The sequence below is a fragment of the Acinetobacter sp. I-MWF genome (assembly GCF_025433935.1).
GTDB lineage: Bacteria > Pseudomonadota > Gammaproteobacteria > Pseudomonadales > Moraxellaceae > Acinetobacter > Acinetobacter guillouiae.
In genome coordinates this window covers 1,451,604-1,474,470 of the sequence record NZ_JAMBAR010000001.1, presented here as the reverse complement: position 1 = coordinate 1,474,470, position 22,867 = coordinate 1,451,604, and the positions used below count along the sequence as shown (strand labels likewise).

The following is a 22,867-nucleotide window of genomic DNA, read 5'->3' as shown; positions in this document are numbered from 1 at the left end:
ATGTATGCGCCTTTGAACAGACTATTTTGATCATGTTGTCTTCTAAAAATGATACTCTCGCCAACCGTATCTGACAGTTATCCATTTTATCGTATATCTGTCAGATTAAAGCTATATTTGGCTTTTAAGGATCACAAACCATCTTTGCTCTGTTTACATCCGATCACCATAATACTCGTAATAATATCACCTGGACCCGTCAGTGCTGTGATATTACAAAGGTATTGAGCATGCTCTTGTACAGCATTTTGATAGTACCCTGTTGGACGATATTGATTTTCATAAATAGCGCCAACAACCCCTTGTCCGCCGGTTTGCCCCACGACACGCTGACCTGCATATTCAGTTCCCGTTTGTACAAATTGCTGTACGACACGTTGTGAAACAATCGAATTTTCCCACATTGCAGAGCCGCCTAATTTACTCGCTGGGACGCGATAAGTTGGTGAGCCAAAGATTCCGATTGCTTTATTTACATGTTGCCCAACCAATTTATCAGCAGCCTGTTGTACAGGATTAGGTGTTGAAACACAGCCTGTGAGTAACAAGCCGAATGTAAATACAGTCCAAATAGCTGCGGCTCTATGTTTACCCCCACTATTCAGGTGTTGTCGGCTATTGCTTGTACTGGTTGTCAATTGTTGTTTACTGATCATAAGAAAGTTTCCTTTTGCTTACGTTGGTGATTTATCTACACTAAAACCAATAAATTTTTTATAAAACACTTCGATGCTTTAGACATCATGAGCAATCATAAATTATGGATCAAGATAATATTCAGCCCGCACATTGCCTTGTTCCAACTCATAAGCGCGTTCAGTCACACGTTCAAGCGACTGTCGGTCACAATCCAATGCGGTTAAGTTTTTACCAGAAGGTTTAACTGCATTTTCATCATCAAATGCAGCTTGATCACATTGATTATCTTTAAAATTTTGCAAAGATCGCCACTCTGCTTGAGCATCAGTTAATCTGCTTTGTTGATATGCTGAGAGCTTAGGTGCTAGTTTTTTTACAGCCTGATTTAATCTTTCATTCTGACCTAAATGCTCTGCACTGATACACAGTTGCTTGTCCCCTGTGGTTTTTGCTGTATTTATACAGCTTTGGTAGGTTTTTGAGTATTGCAATGTTGGTGCAGCTGATAACAAAGTCGCAAAGCTACATAAGCTACCAATGCTCAAAATATAGATGTATTTTGAGTATATTTTATTCATATTCTTAACTACTTTCTAAAAAGGTTTATTGCAAAAGTGTCTATAATTTATTCACATACTAGCTATACTTTATAGTTTAATTCATGTGAAATTAAAACCATAAAAAGGCAAATACTTTACAAAATTTAAGACATTTTGTTCAGGCTATATTTAGGTTTATCCATACAATTCGACCTTGCTAAAATTAAGGCTATGAATTTTTATTACATTGCATGTTGAACGAGAACAAAGTTTTTCTTTGCTTAAAGCACAAGTAGTAGCTTAAGGTTAGAATGTGTTTCTATAGTCAACCTGTTAGAAAAACTCAGACGTATAAATATAATTTCTATTAATTAATTTTTTAATTAAATCAATTGTATGGAAAAATAAATTATTTGATTGTAAGAAGGCTTACAATGCCACACCTTACTTTCAAAGTTTAAATACCCTTGCGTAGGCGATGCCTCACTTTTCTTAGGAATGCCAAACCTTGCGCTGCAAACAAAGCTGTGCTTTTTTTTGCTCATGTTGGGCAGGGGTAGAATATCCATCTAGGATTCAAAATTACAAAAAAATGAATTGATAACCAACAGTTTCTAAAAGTTCACACAAAAACATAATCCTCTTTTATCAACAAAGGTTTGATAGAAATAATTTGTATGAACAATGAGGTGGTTTGACTACTCTATCTAATTAACAGCACAAATCTATATACAAAATAAGGCAGTACAAAGTTGATGCTAAGATGAACTCAGATTTTTGAAATGCTATTACTGTGCAATACAAGACGCTATATAAGATAACTATTATTCAATAGATTCTGTAAAATTCACTATTTAAATAGACCGTTAAAATACATTTTAAACAGATAAAAAATGACCTTAGCGAAGATACGCTAAGGTCACGTTTACAACAAATAAATTAGCCTGGGAAAATACCGCGTTCCATACGTGCTTTTAAGATACGCTCACAACCTAAAATAAAGGCAGCCGTTCTTAAACTACATACTTTGTCATTTGCAGTCTGCCATACGTCATTAATCGCTTGAACCATTAATTTATCGAGTCTTTGGTTGATTTCTTCTTCCGACCAGAAGTAGCTCGACATATCTTGAACCCATTCAAAATAACTGACCGTTACACCACCAGCATTACAAATCACATCAGGTACAACCGTGATACCACGTTGGATTAAGATATCATCTGCTTCTGGATAAGTTGGACCGTTTGCACCTTCAAGTACCAATTTCGCTGTTAATTTCTGTGCGCGTTCAACCGTGATTTGACCTTCCAATGCGGCAGGAATCAAGATATCCATTTCAACATCCCAGAAATCCTCATCGCTAATCGCTTGAGCACCCGCAAAGCCACCCACACCTTGATTGCTTTCTAGATAGGTTTTTAAAGCTGCTAAATCAATACCTTGAGGGTTGTAAATCGTCCCTGTATGGTCTTGAATCGTTACAATAATAGATTTTGAATCGGCAAATAGATATGCAGCTTCACTACCAACGTTACCAAAACCTTGGACAGCAACTCGTGCACCCTCTAAAGGAAGTTTAATTTTTGCAGCAACTTGTTGACCAGTAATAAATACACCACGACCTGTTGCTTTAATGCGTCCTAAAGAACCACCTAAATGAATTGGCTTACCTGTAACAACACCTGTTACGGTATGGCCTTGACCCGAAGAATATGTATCCATAATCCAGCCCATAACGTTGGGATTGGTACCAACATCCGGCGCTGGAATATCTTTTTGTGGGCCAATGATATGGCTAATTTCACTGGTATAACGACGTGTTAAGCGCTCTAACTCACGAGGGGAAAGCTGACGAGGATCAACACGAACACCACCTTTTGCACCGCCAAAAGGTAGATTTAAAACCGCAGTTTTAATGGTCATCCATGCAGAAAGTGCCATCACTTCATTGAGATCTACATCTGGATGGTAACGAATACCGCCCTTACCTGGACCACGCGATAAGTTATGTTGAACGCGATAGCCTTCGAAATGACGGATTGTGCCATCATCCATCACAATCGGCACATCGACAATCAAAGCACGTTTTGGTCGCTTTAACGTGTCGACATAATCTTTCAGATGTTCTAAATATGGTGTAACTCGCTCGATTTGTTCGAGGTAGGTAGACCATGGACCGTTATTTTGAGAGATATAAGATAAATTAGACATACTTTGCTTATCCTTTTGATGAAGTCACTTGAATCATCAATCAAATATGTAGTTAAAAATGATATAAGCGGCTAATTTGGCAGTTCTGTTGTCCAAATCAAACCGCGGATTACATTCAGCCACATCAAAAACTTTGATCTTGCCAGTTTTTTTAATGGCTTCTAATAATGGGTCAAAAATAGATAAATCGATTCCTTTCACCGCAGGTGCGCTGACACCCGGCGCAATGCTAGCGTTAAATACATCAAGGTCAACCGTAATATACAAATAGTCTACTTTTTTAATAAAATTATTTATTCTTAAGATTAAATTTTCAACATTTTGCAGTTTTAATTCATAATCGTAAATATAATTACAGTTTAAACGCTCTGCTGTATCAAACAAAATTTTAGTATTTGAATGCTTGGCAACGCCGATACACATGTAGTTAAATTCTTGATGAAACTGTTCTGATAGTTTAGCTGCATTTAAAAAAGGTGTGCCTGAAGTGACCTGTTCAGCTTCACGCAAATCAAAGTGTGCATCGAAGTTAATAATGCCGATTTTCTTATTCAGATGATTATTTTGAATGTATTGAAATAAGCCAGAAAAACTGCCAAAGGCAACTTCATGCCCACCGCCTAACACAATCGGTTTCATATCGGAATTTAAACTACGTTCGACTTGATGCGCCAATTCTGCCTGTGCTATTTCAAGTTCAGCATGATCACAAAGCACAGTGCCTAAATCGATAATCGTCACAGGTTGATGTACAGGTAAATTTGCCAATTGCGCACGAATCATATCTGGTGCATCAGCTGCACCTAAGCGTCCATGATTGCGTTTAACACCTTCATCTGAACTAAAGCCAATAAAAGCAAAAGATGCCTGATGACTGGTATTGATCACTTGATGGAGACGAAGATGAGCATCACCTTCCCCATCTTGTCGTCCTTGCCACTTAAATGAATGATTCATTATTAATATCACTCTATAAAAATTAATCTCAAGCTGAGATCAAGATTTCATTTCCATGTTGGATGATTCGTTTTGATAAATCACCGCCAAGCCAATACACAATCTCTGAAGGATGCTCAATATCCCAAGCAATAAAATCCGCCACTTTACCCTGTTCTAATGTGCCATGCGTGTCTTGTAAGCCAAGTGCATAAGCGGCATGGGTTGTGACACCTGCGAGTGCTTGTTCTGGTGTTAAACGGAATAATGTACTGCCCATATTCAGCATTAAACGTAATGACAAGGCTGGTGATGTTCCTGGATTTAAATCACTGGATAATGCGATACGCACACCATGTTGCTGCAAACTGTCTAAAGGTGGATACTTGGTTTCTCTTAGAAAATAGAATGCCCCCGGCAATAACACAGCAACTGTGCCTGAAGCGGCCATGGCTTTGGCATCAGCTTCGGTCATGTATTCTAAATGATCTGCGGATAAAGCATGGTAACGCGCAGCAAGTGTTGAACCACCGAGAGATGAAAGTTGTTCTGCATGTAATTTAACTGGTAAGTTTAATGCCTGAGCTGTTTTAAAAACACGTTCAACTTGCGCAGGAGAAAATGCCAAATGTTCACAGAAAGCATCGACTGCATCGACTAAACCTTCTTGATGCAGTTTGGGTAACATCTCGGTACAGATATGCTCAATATAAGCATCACTTTGATCTTGATACTCAGGTGGCAAAGCATGCGCTGCCAAACACGTACTTTTTACGGTCATCGGTAAAGTTTGAGCGACTTGACGAATCACACGGAGCATTTTACGTTCATTGCTATAGTCCAGACCATATCCCGACTTGATTTCAATGGTGGTTACACCATCTTTAAGCATACAACGAATACGTTTAAGTGCCGAAGCAAGGAGCTGTTCCTCACTTGCTTCACGTGTTGCACGTACAGTGCTTGCAATACCACCGCCACTCGCTGCGATTTCCGCATAACTGACACCTTGCAAACGTTTTTCAAACTCAACACTGCGATTTCCACCAAATACACTATGCGTATGACAATCAATTAAACCGGGAGTCACCCATGCACCATTGAGGTCAATGATCTCAGCATAGTCATCTACAGGAACATCTTTTTCTGCGCCAATCCAGTGAATATGTTGTGCTAAAGTGACAATTGCAGCAGATTCAATACTGGAATATTGCCCATCTTGCATAGTTGCAATATGACAATTTGTCCAAAGTTTTTTCATTGACATTTCCTCTTGCTGCCCATGCGTTAATCACGCTTGGGCAGCTTCAGTATCAGCTTTCCATTTCGACGTTTTGTTGAAGATCTGGTTTATCTTTTACTAAGTTTTGCTTGGGCTTCACCCATATCGTATAAGCAATCCAAAGTAGAACTAACCATGTTATACCGACATAAAGTGCAGGTCGTGAGTCTGGGAAATATCCCATCATGGCTAAAATAAACAGCATAAATACAATGGCAAATGCAGGTGCATAAGGCCAGCCAATCACGGGGAAATCTAATGCTTTAATTTCTGATTTAGACAATTTACGACGCATACCCACTTGAGAAAGTAAGATCATCAACCACACCCAAACCGTTGCAAATGTTGCAATTGAGGCGATGATAATAAATACATTTTCAGGGATGAGATAGTTAAGCACGACGCCAACAAGTAACACACCAGCCATCACCACCACAGTCATCCAAGGAACACCATTACGTGAAATTTTCTGGAACACTTGAGGTGCTTGTTTATGCTTAGACATCCCATACAGCATACGACCTGCACCAAATACATCACTATTGATCGCGGAAATTGCAGCTGTAATGACCACAATATTTAAAACAGTTGCTGCAGATTTGATGCCTAAATTTTCAAAAATTTGTACAAATGGACTGCCTTGGCTACCAATTTGATTCCATGGGAAAATCGACATCAATACAAAAATTGTCAGAATATAAAAAAGTAAGATACGTACTGGAACCGCATTAATTGCACGTGGAATTGACGTTTTCGGATCTTGTGACTCACCCGCTGTGATCCCAATGATTTCGATGCCACCGAATGCAAATACCACAACAGATAAACAGGCAACTAAACCCATAATCCCATTGGGCATAAAACCCTCATGAATCCATAAGTTTTGAATACCAGGTACAAAGCCGGTGTGATCTGCATTAAAGCCATAGATCATTAGACCAAAACCACCCAAAATCATGGCGACAATAGCGCTGACCTTGACGATGGACAGCCAGAACTCGACTTCACCAAAGACTTTAACGTGGATCAGGTTAATTGCACCTAAGAACATAATCAGCGATAAAATCCAGATCCATCGTGGCACATCGGGGTACCAAAACCCCATATAGATACCAAAAGCAGTCACGTCAGCCAAGGCGACAATGATCATTTCAAAGACGTAGGTCCAGCCTGTAGTAAAACCAGCTAAAGGGCCAAGATAATTCGAGGCATATTCACTAAAAGAACCTGATACGGGGTTATGAACAGCCATTTCCCCTAATGCTCGCATCACAATATAAATTGCAATCCCTGCAACCATATAAGCAATTAAAACAGACGGACCTGCCATTTTAATTGCCGTTGCTGATCCATAGAAAAGCCCCGTGCCAATCGCTGAACCCAATGCCAAAAAACGGATATGACGGGTGTTTAACCCCCGCTGTAATGTGGAGTGTTGTGACATTATAATCTCCAATCCTTGAGGAAATTTAGTTAGATTCGGTCACTCCATGTGACCGTTTTATTGATCACACTTCAGACAAGCTCGGTAGTAGCTGCGCAATCAGCAGTTGGTTCAGACAACCACTTGCGAGCAATTCACTTGCTTGTTCGATATCTGGCGCGAAGAAACGATCTTCACTGTAATACGCCACTTGATCACGCAGAATTTTGCGGGCACGTTCAAGTTTAGGAGAGCTTTTCAATCCTTCACGGAAATCAAGTCCTTGACATGCACCTAACCACTCAACTGCGAGAATGCCGCGAACGTTATCAGCCATATACCACAAGCGTTTTCCTGCATTAGGCGCCATGGAAACATGGTCTTCCTGATTTGCAGAGGTCGGTAAACTATCAACACTGGCAGGATGTGCAAGTGCTTTATTGTCACTGGCCAACGCAGCGGCTGTTACTTGAGCAATCATAAAGCCCGAATTCACCCCACCATTGGCAACCAAAAATGGAGGAAGCTGTGACATATGGCGATCCATCATCATCGAAACACGACGTTCAGACAGTGAGCCAATCTCAGCAATCGCTAAGGCCAAATTATCAGCAGCCATTGCCACGGGTTCAGCATGGAAGTTACCTGCTGAGATGACGTCACCTTCTGCCGCAAACACCAATGGGTTATCTGAAACGGCATTCGACTCAATCGCTAATACTTCTGCCGCTTGGCGAATTTGCGTTAAACAAGCCCCCATCACTTGAGGTTGGCAACGCAGTGAGTACGGGTCTTGAACCTTGCTACAATCTTCATGTGAATGTGCGATTTCACTTGATTCAGTCAATAAGTCACGATATGCAGCGGCAACATCAATTTGACCACGCTGACCACGAACTTCATGGACACGTGCATCAAATGGTGCACGTGAACCGAGCATAGCTTCAACGCTTAATCCACCACAAACGGTCGCAGCAGCAAATAAATCTTCTGCTTCAAATAGACCACGTAATGCGTATGCTGTTGAAACTTGTGTACCATTTAAAAGTGCCAAACCTTCTTTAGCCGCTAAAGTAATCGGTTCTAAACCTGCAATTTTAAGTGCTTCAACTGCTGGTAACCATTCCCCTTTATAGCGTGCTTTACTTTCACCGAGTAAAACCAGAGACATATGTGCAAGGGGTGCCAAGTCACCTGAAGCGCCGACTGAACCTTTCAATGGAATATGCGGATAAACTTCTGCATTGATCAAAGCAAGGATTGCATCAATCACTTTAGGACGGATACCAGAAAAACCACGTGCCAAGCTATTGGCCTTTAACAACATAATTAAGCGAACCATCGCATCATCTAAAGGTTCACCCACACCAGCGGCATGAGAAAGTACCAATGAACGCTGTAATTGTTCTAAGTCTTCAGGGGCAATTTTACTTGAAGCGAGTAAGCCAAAGCCAGTATTGATACCGTATGCTGTACGTCCTTCATTCACAATTTTTTCGACACATGCAACACTTGCATTGATGCCAGCATAAGCACTGTCATCCAGTTTAACTTTGATTGGATTTAAATACGCTTGGCGAAGATCTGCGAGTGTGAGCTTGCCTGGTTGAATTAAGAGTTCCATTTTGACGTCCTGTTTTGCGCTATATTGTTCTCTTACGATGCTGTTTACACAATTGCAAAAAGCATCGTAATGTCCTTGTCTTTTATTTGGTGATCATTGGCAAGTTCAAACCTTGCGCCTTGGCACATTCAACAGCGATATCATAACCAGCATCTGCATGACGCATCACGCCTGTTGCTGGGTCATTGGTCAACACACGAGCAATACGTGCTGCTGCTTCATCCGTACCATCACAAACAATCACGACACCTGAGTGTTGAGAGAAGCCCATTCCTACACCACCACCGTGATGTAATGAAACCCAAGTCGCACCACCTGCTGTATTAAGTAAAGCATTCAGCAATGGCCAATCAGATACAGCATCAGAACCATCTTGCATTGCTTCAGTTTCACGGTTTGGACTGGAAACTGAGCCTGAGTCTAAATGATCACGACCAATGACGATTGGCGCTGAAAGCTCACCACTACGTACCATTTCGTTAAATGCCAGACCTAATTTTGCACGTAAGCCTAAACCAACCCAGCAAATACGTGCTGGTAAGCCTTGGAAGCTAATCCGTTCTCTTGCCATGTCTAACCAACGATGTAAATGTTCATCATCTGGAATCAATTCTTTAACTTTTGCATCTGTTTTATAGATATCTTCTGGATCACCTGAAAGTGCAACCCAACGGAATGGTCCAATACCACGACAGAATAATGGACGGATATAGGCAGGTACAAAACCTGGGAAATCAAATGCGTTTTCTACGCCTTCTTCCTGCGCCATTTGACGAATATTATTGCCATAGTCAAAGGTTGGAACACCCATTTTTTGGAAATCCAACATCGCTTGTACATGCTTTGCCATAGATTGTTTTGCAGCTTTTACCACTACTTCTGGCTCAGTTTTGGCACGTTGGCGATATTCTTCCCATGTCCAACCAATTGGTAAATAGCCATTGAGTGGATCATGTGCACTGGTTTGATCCGTCACCATGTCCGGATGAACGCCACGGCGAACCAATTCAGGTAAAATCTCAGCTGCATTGCCATGTAGCGCAATCGAAATCACCTTGCCTTCTTTGGTATAACGGTCGATACGCGCCAAAGCATCATCTAAATCTATAGCTTGTTCATCGACATAACGTGTACGTAAACGGAAATCAATACTGGCTTGCTGGCATTCAATATTAAGCGAGCAAGCGCCTGCCAATGTCGCGGCTAAAGGCTGAGCCCCTCCCATTCCACCTAAACCAGCAGTCAACACCCAACGACCTGTTAAGTCACCGTTGTAGTGCTGGCGACCAGCTTCAACAAAAGTTTCATAGGTGCCTTGTACAATGCCTTGGCTGCCGATATAGATCCAAGAACCTGCGGTCATTTGACCATACATTGCCAAGCCTTTAGCATCTAGCTCGTTGAAATGTTGCCAATTTGCCCAATGTGGAACTAAGTTTGAATTAGCAATAAGAACACGTGGTGCATCTTTATGTGTTTTGAACACACCGACGGGTTTACCTGATTGAACCAATAAAGTTTCGTCATTTTCTAAAGTTTTAAGTGTTTCAACGATCTTGTCATAACATTCCCAATTACGTGCAGCACGACCAATACCACCGTAAACAACAAGCTCTTTTGGATTCTCTGCGACATCAGGATCAAGATTATTCATCAGCATACGCAGTGGAGCTTCAGTCAACCAACTTTTTGCATTGAGCTTAGTACCACGAGGTGCGCGAATTTCTACATCACGAAATTTTGTTGTCATTGTTGTCACAATAGGACTCCTTCCTTTGAGTTTAAACCAGCAAATTAAACTGCATTCACTGTATAGCAATGTACTAACTTGTATATACATCTATATACTACACAAATCTTTAATATTGAAAAGATGCTTTTTAAATTATTTTTAAAAAAAATTATAAACATATAAAATAAATAGATTTATTTTTCATAAAAACAAAAAAACGCAGACAACTTCAGGTTGTATGCGTTTAAGTAAAATCAATAAAATTTAGATTTCTGTAAGTTGTATTAGACAAGTTTGCTTTAAAAATTGATGATTTAATGTGATAGCTTTCAATGATTTTTCATTTTCAAGTTTAAGGCTGTCTTGATGTTCCAAATGAAAAATCTGTTGATCAATTTCGATAACCAAAGCTTCAACACTCTGATTAAAAATAAACATCACGTCAGATAATATGGGTATTTCTAAGGCTTCTGGAGAGAAAATCCACTGATACTGTGCATCAAACTTTTTCGGATTATAAATCAAATTAAAATCTCGAATGTACCCTGCCAGCAATTCACAACTGACCACACTGTCTCCACGAAACTCGACAGACTGCAATGTTTTTAAGTGCTTAAAATCATCATCTATACGCAGTGAAAGACCTTGACCTTCCAATACCGTCAAAAAGCGATTCATCCCATTAAACTTGGAAAAATCACCCGATGTTTTCACATCAGCCATCGAAATCCGCCAATCAAACTCAGCTAAGCTTTCACCGACGCTACGGGCGATTTCAAGCGTATAGCCTTCCCCATTTTTCCATCGCATTTTTTTATAATGGCTGGCTTTTAAAAGCTCAATCATTGGGTAAATTTACCTTCCAAATAATAGCGACTGCCAGGATAAATCAGTCTTGCACTGGAGATCAGTTGTTTATTGGACCATGTTCTACGACGGATCAATAAACAAGGCTCTGTTTTATTGATTTTTAACCATTTACATTCTTGTGCTGAAGCAAGAATCGCAGTAACCACATGCTCACCTTCAGTAACAGGTGCTTTTGACATTAAATAGGCATTAGGCGTGATAGTTTTAAAATCTTGTGCCAAATAATCTGGAATCAGTACGGGATCAACTAAACGATCTTCGATCTGCACAGGCACATCATTTTCATAATGCACAATGATCGAGTGAAATAGTCGTTGTCCTTCTCGAATTTGCATTAATCGACTTTGTTCTTCATTGGCTTGAATTTGTTCAAGTACCAATACTTCAGCATGATGTTTATGATTTCTCGCAATAATTTCTTCTGCAATATTATTCACATGAAATAATGCTGTACGACCTTGCCCTTCAGCGACAAAAGAGCCAACACCTTGTATGCGCACCAATAAACCTTCACTGGTCAGTTCGCGCAATGCCCGATTGACCGTCATACGACTACAACCCAGTAAATTCACCAACTCACTTTCTGAAGGAATTTTTTTATTTACAGTCCATGTTCCTTCATAAATTTTTTGTGAAATCATTTGCTTCACGCGCAAATACAAAGGAACAGGACTATCTTCTTCTAGAGATAAGTCTAGATCATTGTGCTTTGACGCTCTTGACATTGGCTAAAACTCATACAAAATATTCTAACTCATTGTATCTTGAGTCGATGTTATTTGTATATACAAGCCTATACAAATAATCATGATAAAAATATCCATTACTCATCAATGGCATTCCAACTTATATCAATTTAATCATTTTGCTTTTGCATCATTTAATCATAGATGGTGTAGCGGTCACCCAATGAATATTAATCGGCTTTGTTTGCAGCACAAGGTTTGACTTCATCTACGCAAAAGAATTTAAACTTTAAATGTAAAGTGTGGCTGTGTAAGTTTTATTCTCACCAGCTAGGTTTTTAAATCCCCTTTGCTAAGTTTTTACTCAGATTGTAAATCTGCTCTCTTATGAAGTTTCGACACAGGTTGTTCAAATCCTCCTCCTTGCAAAGTTAATACTTCTCACCTTTTTAAAGGAGGGCGTTTTTCGTTACTCAAATAAATTGAGTTTAACCATACAGCGTGTTGCTATCGCGTGGCGACATAAATAAGGAGGCAAAAGCCTCCTTATTTATTCAATCAAATTAGAAAGTCTTTCTTAAACTCAACCAGTACTGGTGATTATCGCGGTCTTGCAACTGCTCTGGCGTATTTCCAATTGGAAAGGCAACTTCTGCATTGGCTTGAATATTCCACGCACTCGTCCAGTTCAGACCTAAACCTGCACTACTGATTTGAACTTGATTATCGCCTGTCACACCTGCCCAACGCTTAGCATTTAACGTGACTTCTGCTGTATCGATAAATACTTTCGCTGTTAGCTGATGCTTTGCATCGGCAAATAAACTTTGTCTCAGTTCTGCCGTGGCCAAATAACCTGTAGAGCCTGCAAATTGACTCGATTCATAACCACGAACATTAAATGGACCACCACCTAGATATTGCTCTGCACTGTCTAGATTATAAGGACTGTATTGTCCATAAATTCCCAAATAGCCTTGCGTGCCCTTATTGCTTAGGTTTTGTAAGCGTGACAGATTCAATGTAGCTGTATAATAGTCTCCAGCTGTCTTCGCTGTTTGCGCATCTAAAGCAGCGGCATCATCGTTTTTAAATTTCACACGACCATAACTGGTTGAGGCACCATATTGGGTTAAGCCTCCACCCAAGAATTGATCAAACTGCGAGCCATCCAGTCGGGCAGTCACCACGTCAATATTTCGATGTTTGTAATATTGATTGAGCTGAATATCATCTTTCAGTTGTTTATGATCGTATTGTAAGCTGAGAAGGACTTCTGCATTATTGGTCAGTAAGGCAGGTTGGCTAATGAATACGCTACTTTGTGCAGCACTCCCTTCTGCGCCAATGTTTTTTAGCTCTTTTCCAAGTTCATAATCTAGATAAGAATAACTTGCGCCTGCCCGAGTACCCATTCCTGTAAAGGTAAAGGCATAACCCACGCGCCCGTAGTTCATGCGTTTGCCTGCAGTCATTACATCTAAACTCAGTTCATCACCTAAGCCTGCTAGGTTGTTGGCAGAAATTCCAGCGGTTCCACGCACTTGACTGGTATAACGATTACCAAAGTTATCTGCGCCAATATAACCATTCAACATGGCTGCATTTTGTACTTCAACATTGAGTTGGCTACTTCCGACTGTTGCACCAGGGGTCAAAACATTTCGGGTATTGACTCCATTTAAACGATTGAGCAGTTTGAGTTGTTGTTGCATCTGGTCACCGTTGATCCGCTCACCTTGTTTAAGTGGCGCAACGGTTTGTTCAATCAGCCAGTTTTGCGTTCGACTTTGATTATCAATCTGGGTTTGATCATAATACGCTTCGAGTACATTGATACGTACTACGCCCTGACTTAGATTCTGCTGAGGCAGATAAGCTCGGCTATATGCATAGCCCTGTTGCTGGTAGTAAGTGGTAATCTTTTGGGCTACTTGCCAAAGTTGCTGAAGACTCAATTGTTTACCTTCGGCATCCGCCACTAAGTGATGCAATTGCGCTGTGCTAAAACGACTATTTCCAGTGATTTCAATTTTGCGTACAGAGATTTGGATATCAGGTGAATTAGGTACGTTATTGCTTGCTGAACTTTCTACCTGAACAGCAGCCTGTGGTTCAAGGTTTTGTCCTTGTTGCTGTTGTTGTAGCAGTTGACCCGCATTAGGTGCTGGCGCTGCATGGTTACTGCTGGTCAAAAGCATCAGACAAGCAGCCACAGATGTTGCCAATATATTGTGTTGTTGTTTCATCAATTAGTGCTCCCCTGCCAAAATTTGAATACCTGCAGTGTTAACTCCACCTTGGCGTACATCTAAATCAACTGTATTTAAGACGTTATTGGTTTCAGGCAAATAACGAGGTCGTTTGAATTGTATGGCTTGTAAATATGCTGCAGGGGTTAACAGATAAATATCAGCTGTGGTCACAGCAGTCGTATCCACAAGTTTGTAGTTTTGAGCATCTAAGCCACCTAGACTTAAACCTGTAATCGATACATTTTTTGCTTGCCCTGTGGTTGCACTGTCAAATTGTCCTGTTGCTGTTGCAACGTTTAAATTATCCCCAGCGTAGATGCCGTTGAATTGTGCGTTGCTGAGATTAAGCTCAGCGGCAGTTAATCCATTATAAGTACGATTGTTGGCCGTAATTCCAGCAATGTTTTGAATATTGGCTTGGCGAATATCTGCCGTAGTTTGTGCAGTGTTATTCACCAACTCGTAGTTGTGTGCATCTGCACCACTTAAACTGACACCCTGAATCGAGACTTGTTTTGCTATACCCACATTTTTATCACTGAATTGTCCAGTTGCTGAAGCAACTTTCAATTCATCGCCTGCAACCATACCAGTGAATTGTGCTGATCCAGTATTTAATGTTGCGTTGGTGGTTGCATCATAAATACGATTATTGGCGCTAATGCCTGTCACTTGGTTAATTTTAGCTTTCGCAATATCCAATGCACCATCAACAAAAGTTAGCTCATAATTTTTGTCTACACCCGTTGCGCTATTGGTGTATTTGCCAGCATCTTTGCCGGTAACCGTTGCGCTTACACCAGATAATACAGATTCTGTCTCTCCATTGACTAAACCAGAAGCACTAAAACCAGCAGCAGTTTGATCTTTACCGTTATAGACTGTATTTAAACTATTGGCAGTTACTGTGGCTTTCGCTTTGGCGATATCTAAAGCCCCATCAACAAAGCTTAACTCATAGTTTTTATCTAGACCCGTTGCAGTATTGGTGTATTTGCCAGCATCTTTGCCGGTAACCGTTGCACTGACACCTGAGAGTACAGATTCTGTCTCTCCATTGACTAAACCAGAAGCGCTAAAACCAGAAGCAGTTTGATTTTTACCGTTATAGGTGGTTGATACACTATTGGCTGTTACGGAGGCTTTGGCTTTAGCAATATCCAATGAGCCATCAACAAAACTTAACTCGTAGTTCTTGTCTAGACCCGTTGCAGTATTGGTGTATTTGCCAGCATCTTTAGCGGTAACCGTTGCAGTTACACCTGACAATACCGATTCGGTTTCACCATTGACCAAACCTGTCGCACTAAAGCCAGCAGCAGTTTGATTTTTACCATTATAGGTGGTTGATACGCTATTGGCGGTCACAGTCGCCTTAGCTTTCGCAATATCCAAAGAGCCATCAATAAGCGTCAGATCATAGTTCTTGTCTACACCTGTTACTGTGTTGTTGTATTTGCCTGCATCTTTAGCAGTCACCGTGGCAGTTACGCCTGATAATACTGATTCTGTTTCACCATTGACCAAACCTGTTGCAGTAAAGCCAGATGCGTTTTGGTCTTTGCCGTTATAAGTAGTTGATATGCTATTGGCTGTTACGGTGGCTTTGGCTTTAGCAATATCCAAGGAACCATCAACAAAACTTAACTCGTAGTTTTTATCTATGCCTGTTGCAGTATTAGTGTATTGACCTGCATCTTTAGCAGTCACCGTTGCACTGACACCTGAGAGTACTGATTCAGTTTCACCATTGACCAAACCTGTTGCACTAAAACCAGCAGCCGTTTGGTCTTTACCGTTATAAGTAGTTGATACACTATTAGCCGTAACAGTGGCTTTGGCTTTAGCAATATCTAATGAGCCATCGACAAAGCTTAGCTCGTAGTTTTTATCTAGCCCTGTTGCCGTGTTGGTGTATTGGCCTGCATCTTTAGCAGTCACCGTTGCAGTTACACCTGAGAGTACAGATTCTGATTCACCATTAACTAAGCCTGTCGCACTAAAACCAGATGCGTTTTGATCTTTACCGTTATAGGTGGTTGATACGCTATTGGCGGTCACAGTGGCTTTAGCCTTAGCAATATCCAAAGAGCCATCAATAAGCGTTAGATCATAATTCTTGTCTACACCTGTTACTTTGTTTTTGTATTTGCCAGCATCTTTAGCAGTCACCGTTGCCGAAACACCAGAAAGTACTGATTCTGTTTCACCATTGACCAAACCTGTCGCACTAAAACCAGCAGCTGTTTGGTCTTTGCCATTGTAGGTGGTTGATATGCTATTGGCGGTGACAGTCGCCTTAGCCTTAGCAATATCCAACGATCCATCAACAAAACTTAACTCGTAGTTCTTGTCTAGACCCGTTGCACTATTGGTATATTTGCCAGCATCTTTAGCAGTCACCGTTGCACTGACACCTGACAATACCGATTCGGTTTCGCCATTGACCAAACCAGTTGCAGTAAAGCCAGCAGCTGTTTGACCTTTACCGTTATAGGTGGTTGATACACTATTGGCAGTTACAGTGGCTTTAGCCTTAGCAATATCCAAAGAGCCATCAATAAGCGTTAGATCATAATTTTTGTCTACACCTGTTACTTTGTTGTTGTATTTGCCAGCATCTTTAGCAGTCACCGTTGCCGAAACACCAGAAAGTACTGATTCTGTTTCACCATTGACCAAACCTGTCGCACTAAAACCAGCAGCTGTTTGGTCTTTACCGTTATAGACTGTATTTAAACTATTGGCGGTCACAGTGGCTTTGGCTTTGGCGATATCTAAGGAACCATCAACAAAGCTTAACTCATAGTTCTTGTCTAGACCCGTTGCACTATTGATGTATTTGCCAGCATCTTTAGCAATCACCGTTGCCGAAACACCAGAAAGTACTGATTCTGTTTCACCATTGACCAAACCTGTTGCAGTAAAGCCAGCAGCTGTTTGGTCTTTACCGTTATAGACTGTATTTAAACTATTGGCGGTCACAGTGGCTTTGGCTTTAGCAATATCTAATGAGCCATCAACAAAGCTTAACTCATAGTTCTTGTCTAGACCCGTTGCAGTATTGGTGTATTTACCAGCATCTTTAGCAGTCACCGTTGCTGAAACACCTGATAAGACAGATTCAGTTTCACCATTAACTAAACCTGTCGCACTAAAACCAGCAGCTGTTTGGTCTTTACCGTTATAGACTGTATTTAAACTATTGGCGGTGACAGTGGCTTTGGCTTTAGCGATATCTAATGAGCCATCAACAAAGCTTAGCTCATAGTTTTTATCTAGACCCGTTGCCGTGTTGGTATATTGACCCGCATCTTTAGCAGTCACCGTTGCTGAAACACCTGACAATACCGATTCAGTTTCACCATTGACTAAGCCTGTTGCAGTAAAGCCAGCAGCCGTTTGGACTTTACCGTTATAGACTGTATTTAAACTATTGGCGGTCACAGTGGCTTTGGCTTTAGCAATATCTAATGAGCCATCAATAAAACTAAGCTCATAGTTCTTGTCTATACCTGTGGCGCTATTGGTGTATTTGCCAGCATCTTTAGCAGTCACCGTTGCTGAAACACCTGACAATACAGTTGTAGTTTCGCCATTGACCAAGCCTGTTGCACTAAAGCCAGCAGCTGTTTGACCTTTACCGTTATAGACTGTATTTAAACTATTGGCGGTGACAGTGGCTTTAGCCTTAGCAATATCCAAAGAGCCATCAATAAGCATCAGTTCATAGTTTTTGTCTAGACCCGTTACAGTATTGGTGTATTGACCTGCATCTTTAGCAGTCACGGTTGCTGAAACACCTGATAAGACAGATTCAGTTTCACCATTAACTAAACCAGTTGCAGTAAAGCCAGCAGCCGTTTGATCTTTACCGTTATATGTAGTTGATACACTATTGGCGGTTACGGTGACTTTCGCTTTCGCGATATCCAAAGAACCATCAACAAAACTTAACTCATAGTTCTTGTCTAGACCCGTTGCGGTATTGGTGTATTTGCCAGCATCTTTAGCAGTCACCGTTGCACTTACGCCTGAGAGTACTGATTCTGTTTCACCATTGACCAAACCTGTCGCGCTAAAGCCAGCAGCCGTTTGACCTTTACCGTTATAGACGGTATTTAAACTATTGGCGGTCACAGTGGCTTTGGCTTTGGCGATATCTAAGGAACCATCAACAAAACTTAACTCGTAGTTTTTATCTAGACCCGTTGCACTATTGGTGTATTTGCCAGCATCTTTAGCAGTAACCGTTGCACTGACCCCTGAGAGTACTGATTCTGTTTCACCATTGACCAAACCAGTCGCGCTAAAGCCAGCAGCCGATTGGTCTTTACCGTTATAGACTGTATTTAAACTATTGGCTGTCACTGTCGCTTTAGCTTTAGCAATATCTAATGAGCCATCGACAAAGCTTAACTCGTAGTTCTTGTCTAGACCCGTTGCGGTATTGGTGTATTGACCTGCATCTTTAGCAGTCACAGTGGCTGAAATACCTGATAAGACAGATTCAGTTTCACCATTGACCAAGCCTATTGCACTAAAGCCAGCAGCTGTTTGATCTTTACCGTTATAGGTCGTTGTTACACTATTGGCTGTTACAGTGGCTTTAGCTTTGGCGATATCCAAAGAGCCATTAACAAAACTTAGCTCATAGTTCTTGTCTATACCTGTGGCGGTATTGGTGTACTGACCTGCATCTTTACCTATGACAGTTGCAGAAACACCTGATAAGACAGATTCAGTTTCACCATTAACTAAACCAGTTGCAGTAAAGCCAGCAGCTGTTTGATCTTTACCATTATAGGTCGTTGTTACGCTATTGGCGGTGACGGTGGCTTTAGCTTTCGCAATATCCAAAGAGCCATTAACAAAACTTAACTCATAGTTCTTATCTGTACCTGTGGCTGTATTGGCATAACTACCGGCATCTTTACCTGTGACAGTTGCTGAAACACCTGACAATACAGTTGTAGTTTCGCCATTGACCAAGCCTGTTGCACTAAAGCCAACAGCCGTTTGATCTTTACCGTTATAGGTGGTTGATACGCTATTGGCGGTTACGGTGGCTTTAGCTTTGGCAATATCTAATGAGCCATCAATAAGTGTCAGATCATAGTTCTTGTCTACACCTGTTACTGTGTTGGTGTATTTGCCTGCATCTTTGCCTGTGACAGTTGCAGAAACACCTGACAATACACTTGTAGTTTCGCCATTGACCAAACCTGTCGCAGTAAAGCCAGTAGCCGTTTGATCTTTACCGTTATAGACCGTATTTAAACTATTGGCCGTTACAATGGCTTGTGCTTTATGAATTGTGGCGCTTAAACCTATAGGCTGACTAAAAGTATAATTTCCTGCATCCGCACCTGTTAAGTTATAGCCTGTTACGATCACAGACCTGATTCCTGCATTCTTATCTGTAAATGTTCCTATACCACTACCAGTCAATCCAACAAAATCTCCAGCAAATGGATTTATTGAAGCAGTACCATTTAAGGTCGCATTGAACAAGCCATCATACGTTTTATCTGCAACACTTATTCCATTAATGGTTAAAACTGCAGGCGTTATACTGGCTTTAAGATTTGTCGGCTGTAGCAAGTTGTAATTTAAAGCATCTGTTCCAGTCAGCGTATAACCCGACACAATCACATTTTTATTATTCCCCACATTTTTATCAGTAAATGATCCCAATCCAATACCCGAAAGTGTCACTGAATCACCTGACAACACTGTCACTCCAGCAGTACCCGATAATGTTGCTACTTTTGATGTATCATAGACTTTGTCAGCAGCGCTCAAGCCATTAATATTTAAATCTCTTTTCGCGATTGTTAATGAACCTGATCCACCATTTTCTTTATAAATTACATCATCGCCAAACTGTGTTGTATTTGCTGCGATTGGAACACCACTAATCAGAATTGAGCCATCATTTAAACTATAAATCCCTGCATTTTTACTGGTTGTTTTATAATTCAGTCCTGAAGCCAGCGTTCCAGAAGCTATCGATCCATCATAAATTTTGTCAGAAAAATTAGCGACAATTTCTGTGACCAAGGGTTTTAGGAAATGACGTAGTAACGGCGCAGATCGTCCTTCATAAATACGCCAAACTTTTCCTGTACCACCTGCATCATCAATATCCCAACCTGCAAAAGTAGAAATTTGCTGAAGTTCTGTTGTGGTTTTTCCTACACCACCAGCACTGCTTGTTCTTCCAGAAGTACTGGTGTTCCAGAAACTATTTGTGGTTGTACCATTACCACCACCAACAAGACCACCAACATACTGCCCACCAGTTACACTTCCAGAAGAATAATTTTTGTCAACACTACCGCCATTGAACCCAACCAACCCTCCAACATACTGACTTCCAATAACAGTACCTGTTGCATAAGAATTGTTAATTTGTCCTGATATAGCACCAATTAAACCGCCAACATAATTATTTCCTGTCACCGCGCCTGTTGCAAAAGAAGAATTTACAACACCATCACTATAACCAACCAGACCGCCAATATAATTATTATTCGAATATTTTCCTTTTACAGTCACATTGGCATAAGAATTTAAAATATTTCCTGAATTATAGTTCCAACCCACCAATCCGCCATACTGCTCGGTATTACCTGTGACTAAGCCTGCATTGACATAAACATTATTAATCGTGCCTAGATTAATCCCCACGATCCCGCCTGTTTTTCCATAACCCGAATAACTTATACTATTCAGTCCAACATTTTGTATAAGTGCACCCTGATGCGTAATCGCAAACAGTCCAATGCCCTGATACATAGAGTCAATACTTAATCCACTAATCGCATGACCTAATCCATCAAACCGTCCACGAAAAGCCTGCTGTGAGAGATCCGTTGGACTCAAATTTGCATTATAAAAGCCAATTGGGTCGAATCCGGTATAACCATTCCACAGCGCCGTACTGCTGGCATCTATGTCTGCACCCAACACATAATTACCACTCAGGTTCCCGTTGATCCCTTGTAAATCTTGACTTGTTGTCGAACCCTGTGCACCCAAAGCCGTAATGACTTGATAGTTAATAGTAGCAGCCGTGCCTTTTTGGGTACTAAAATTCTGCCCAGCCTTTAAGTTTATTTTTGCGCTATTGTTAATATAATAATTTGCGCTGGTATTGGCCGTGTTTTGTCCATATATCAAATTAAGTTTGCCACTATTATTGGTCGCTGTGATGTTGGCATTAATGTTGATGTCATTTTGTGCATTTAAAGTCAGGCTGTTCGCACTCCCCCAAGTCACATCAGCATTAACATTGATATCACCCTTTTGGTTACCCGTAGTGCTGGTTAGTAATATGACATTACTGGTTGCAAGACTGCTTGCTAAAGTGGTTGCGCCTATGCCGCTACTGCTTGCTGATGCATTACCCGAATTAATGCTGAAATCGGTAGGGTCGATCAACCAGTTTCCGATTTTCCCGCCCTCAGAATGAGAGGACACCACCGTACTATTCTCAATCTTTACTTGAGCTGCAGAGGTTTCAATAAACCCACCATCTTGACCATTTTTCCCTTCAGCTTTAAGCAGACCACTGACATTTGTTTCACCATTTTGCATATCACCTAACAGAATGATTTCACCTTTGGCATTTTGGCTTAAGCGATTGGCTTCAATAATCCCGCTATGATTGACCACAGCTTTACTTAAGCTGTCTTTGGCTTTTGCAGTTAAATATACAGCCCCATTATCGGCAAGGATTGCACCGCCATTGTCTACTAAACCTTTGAATACCCCTTGATCAACTTGGTACTGGGTGAGTGAACCATCCTGTAAAGCAAGAGTGACTTGACTGGCAGCGGTGAGATGAGTAACGCCATTCGGTGTCACAATAGAGCCGGTATTTTTAACATTGGGCGCAATCAGCGCAACAGTTCCACCTGATAAAGTTTGAATAGTGCCGTTATTTTCTATCGTTGCTGTGCTATTGGCATTGCCTTTTAAAGTATATTTCCCATTTTGAATATCCGCATCGTTCAAACTTAAAGTTGAAGCAACCAAACCGCCAACATTCACTTGAGCTGTCTTAGAAAAAACCACACCATTTGGATTGAGTAAAAACACCTGCCCATTGGCATTTAAACGCCCCATAATCTGCGATGCATTGCTATCCAAAACCCGATTAATGGCTATAGATGACTGGTTTTGCTGATTAAAATTAACCGTCGCATCTTTACCAATATTAAAAGTATTCCAGTTTGTCGAAAGGTTTTGACTATTTTGATGAATATTTAAAACGTTGCCATTTTGGGAAATGTTGGCTGAACCTTGAGTGATATTGGCGCCTGTAGGCAGTTCCGTATTAGAAATTGCGGCATAAATCGATAACGGCAATAAAGCCAGCCCCCAAAAAGCCAATCGGATTAAATTTATCCCTGATGCTCTGTGAACACCACCCTTCAGTGCGTTTTTATGGTCTACAGTACTTTGTGAAGTGCTATGATTTTTCGCCAATTCTGAAACGGCTTGCCAACACCTAAGTTGTGAATTCCAAATAACTTTATAAATTTTATTCATGATAATCCCCAAATCTACTTTTTGATCAAATATCAATCATTAGATCAAATGGGGAAATATAGAGATATACCTGAAATTGGGTATTTTGCATGTATTAATTCACGTTATATA

12 protein-coding genes are annotated in these 22,867 nt (G+C 40.8%); all 12 read right to left on the bottom strand.

Features of this window, described 5'->3' with window-relative positions:
- Positions 1 to 131: 131 nt before the first annotated feature.
- The gene (locus M2R48_RS06950) at positions 132 to 656 is read right to left on the bottom strand and encodes a hypothetical protein (RefSeq protein ID WP_262085555.1); all 525 of its coding nucleotides are present in this window, start codon (positions 654 to 656) and stop codon (positions 132 to 134) included.
- Between the two features lie 102 nt (positions 657 to 758).
- On the bottom strand, positions 759 to 1,217 hold the full coding sequence (locus tag M2R48_RS06945; protein WP_262085554.1) for a lysozyme inhibitor LprI family protein: 459 nt from the start codon (positions 1,215 to 1,217) through the stop codon (positions 759 to 761).
- A 900-nt stretch (positions 1,218 to 2,117) separates the two neighbouring features.
- Positions 2,118 to 3,389: a Glu/Leu/Phe/Val family dehydrogenase gene (locus M2R48_RS06940; protein ID WP_262085553.1), complete on the bottom strand. Its 1,272-nt coding sequence runs from the start codon at positions 3,387 to 3,389 to the stop codon at positions 2,118 to 2,120.
- Between the two features lie 36 nt (positions 3,390 to 3,425).
- The gene (gene hutG / locus M2R48_RS06935) at positions 3,426 to 4,346 is read right to left on the bottom strand and encodes a formimidoylglutamase (RefSeq protein ID WP_244015557.1); all 921 of its coding nucleotides are present in this window, start codon (positions 4,344 to 4,346) and stop codon (positions 3,426 to 3,428) included.
- Between the two features lie 28 nt (positions 4,347 to 4,374).
- Positions 4,375 to 5,586, bottom strand: coding sequence for an imidazolonepropionase (gene hutI / locus M2R48_RS06930; protein WP_262085552.1), 1,212 nt, complete (start codon positions 5,584 to 5,586; stop codon positions 4,375 to 4,377).
- A 52-nt stretch (positions 5,587 to 5,638) separates the two neighbouring features.
- Positions 5,639 to 7,051: an amino acid permease gene (locus tag M2R48_RS06925; protein WP_262085551.1), complete on the bottom strand. Its 1,413-nt coding sequence runs from the start codon at positions 7,049 to 7,051 to the stop codon at positions 5,639 to 5,641.
- 64 nt (positions 7,052 to 7,115) lie between these two features.
- On the bottom strand, positions 7,116 to 8,654 hold the full coding sequence (gene hutH / locus M2R48_RS06920) for a histidine ammonia-lyase (protein ID WP_262085550.1): 1,539 nt from the start codon (positions 8,652 to 8,654) through the stop codon (positions 7,116 to 7,118).
- Between the two features lie 82 nt (positions 8,655 to 8,736).
- Positions 8,737 to 10,404, bottom strand: a complete 1,668-nt coding sequence (hutU, locus tag M2R48_RS06915) for a urocanate hydratase (protein ID WP_262085549.1) — start codon at positions 10,402 to 10,404, stop codon at positions 8,737 to 8,739.
- Positions 10,405 to 10,650: 246 nt separating this feature from the next.
- The gene (locus tag M2R48_RS06910; RefSeq protein WP_239046049.1) at positions 10,651 to 11,232 is read right to left on the bottom strand and encodes a HutD family protein; all 582 of its coding nucleotides are present in this window, start codon (positions 11,230 to 11,232) and stop codon (positions 10,651 to 10,653) included.
- A complete protein-coding gene (gene hutC, locus M2R48_RS06905) occupies positions 11,229 to 11,981 on the bottom strand; it encodes a histidine utilization repressor (RefSeq protein ID WP_004721807.1) in 753 nt (250 codons plus the stop codon). The genes M2R48_RS06910 and hutC overlap by 4 nt, the downstream gene beginning before the upstream one ends.
- A gap of 524 nt (positions 11,982 to 12,505) precedes the next feature.
- The gene (locus tag M2R48_RS06900; RefSeq protein WP_262085548.1) at positions 12,506 to 14,191 is read right to left on the bottom strand and encodes a ShlB/FhaC/HecB family hemolysin secretion/activation protein; all 1,686 of its coding nucleotides are present in this window, start codon (positions 14,189 to 14,191) and stop codon (positions 12,506 to 12,508) included.
- Positions 14,192 to 14,194: 3 nt separating this feature from the next.
- Complete coding sequence (locus M2R48_RS06895) at positions 14,195 to 22,756, bottom strand: MBG domain-containing protein (protein WP_262085547.1); 8,562 nt, start codon at positions 22,754 to 22,756, stop codon at positions 14,195 to 14,197.
- Positions 22,757 to 22,867 lie beyond the last annotated feature (111 nt).

Excerpts from the sequence above, each read along its gene's own strand:
- M2R48_RS06950 (WP_262085555.1), bottom strand. The coding sequence starts at position 656 with ATGATCAGTAAACAACAATTGACAACCAGTACAAGCAATAGCCGACAA.
- M2R48_RS06945 (WP_262085554.1), bottom strand. The coding sequence starts at position 1,217 with ATGAATAAAATATACTCAAAATACATCTATATTTTGAGCATTGGTAGC.
- M2R48_RS06940 (WP_262085553.1), bottom strand. The coding sequence starts at position 3,389 with ATGTCTAATTTATCTTATATCTCTCAAAATAACGGTCCATGGTCTACC.
- hutG (WP_244015557.1), bottom strand. The coding sequence starts at position 4,346 with ATGAATCATTCATTTAAGTGGCAAGGACGACAAGATGGGGAAGGTGAT.
- hutI (WP_262085552.1), bottom strand. The coding sequence starts at position 5,586 with ATGAAAAAACTTTGGACAAATTGTCATATTGCAACTATGCAAGATGGG.
- M2R48_RS06925 (WP_262085551.1), bottom strand. The coding sequence starts at position 7,051 with ATGTCACAACACTCCACATTACAGCGGGGGTTAAACACCCGTCATATC.
- hutH (WP_262085550.1), bottom strand. The coding sequence starts at position 8,654 with ATGGAACTCTTAATTCAACCAGGCAAGCTCACACTCGCAGATCTTCGC.
- hutU (WP_262085549.1), bottom strand. The coding sequence starts at position 10,404 with ATGACAACAAAATTTCGTGATGTAGAAATTCGCGCACCTCGTGGTACT.
- M2R48_RS06910 (WP_239046049.1), bottom strand. The coding sequence starts at position 11,232 with ATGATTGAGCTTTTAAAAGCCAGCCATTATAAAAAAATGCGATGGAAA.
- hutC (WP_004721807.1), bottom strand. The coding sequence starts at position 11,981 with ATGTCAAGAGCGTCAAAGCACAATGATCTAGACTTATCTCTAGAAGAA.
- M2R48_RS06900 (WP_262085548.1), bottom strand. The coding sequence starts at position 14,191 with ATGAAACAACAACACAATATATTGGCAACATCTGTGGCTGCTTGTCTG.
- M2R48_RS06895 (WP_262085547.1), bottom strand. The coding sequence starts at position 22,756 with ATGAATAAAATTTATAAAGTTATTTGGAATTCACAACTTAGGTGTTGG.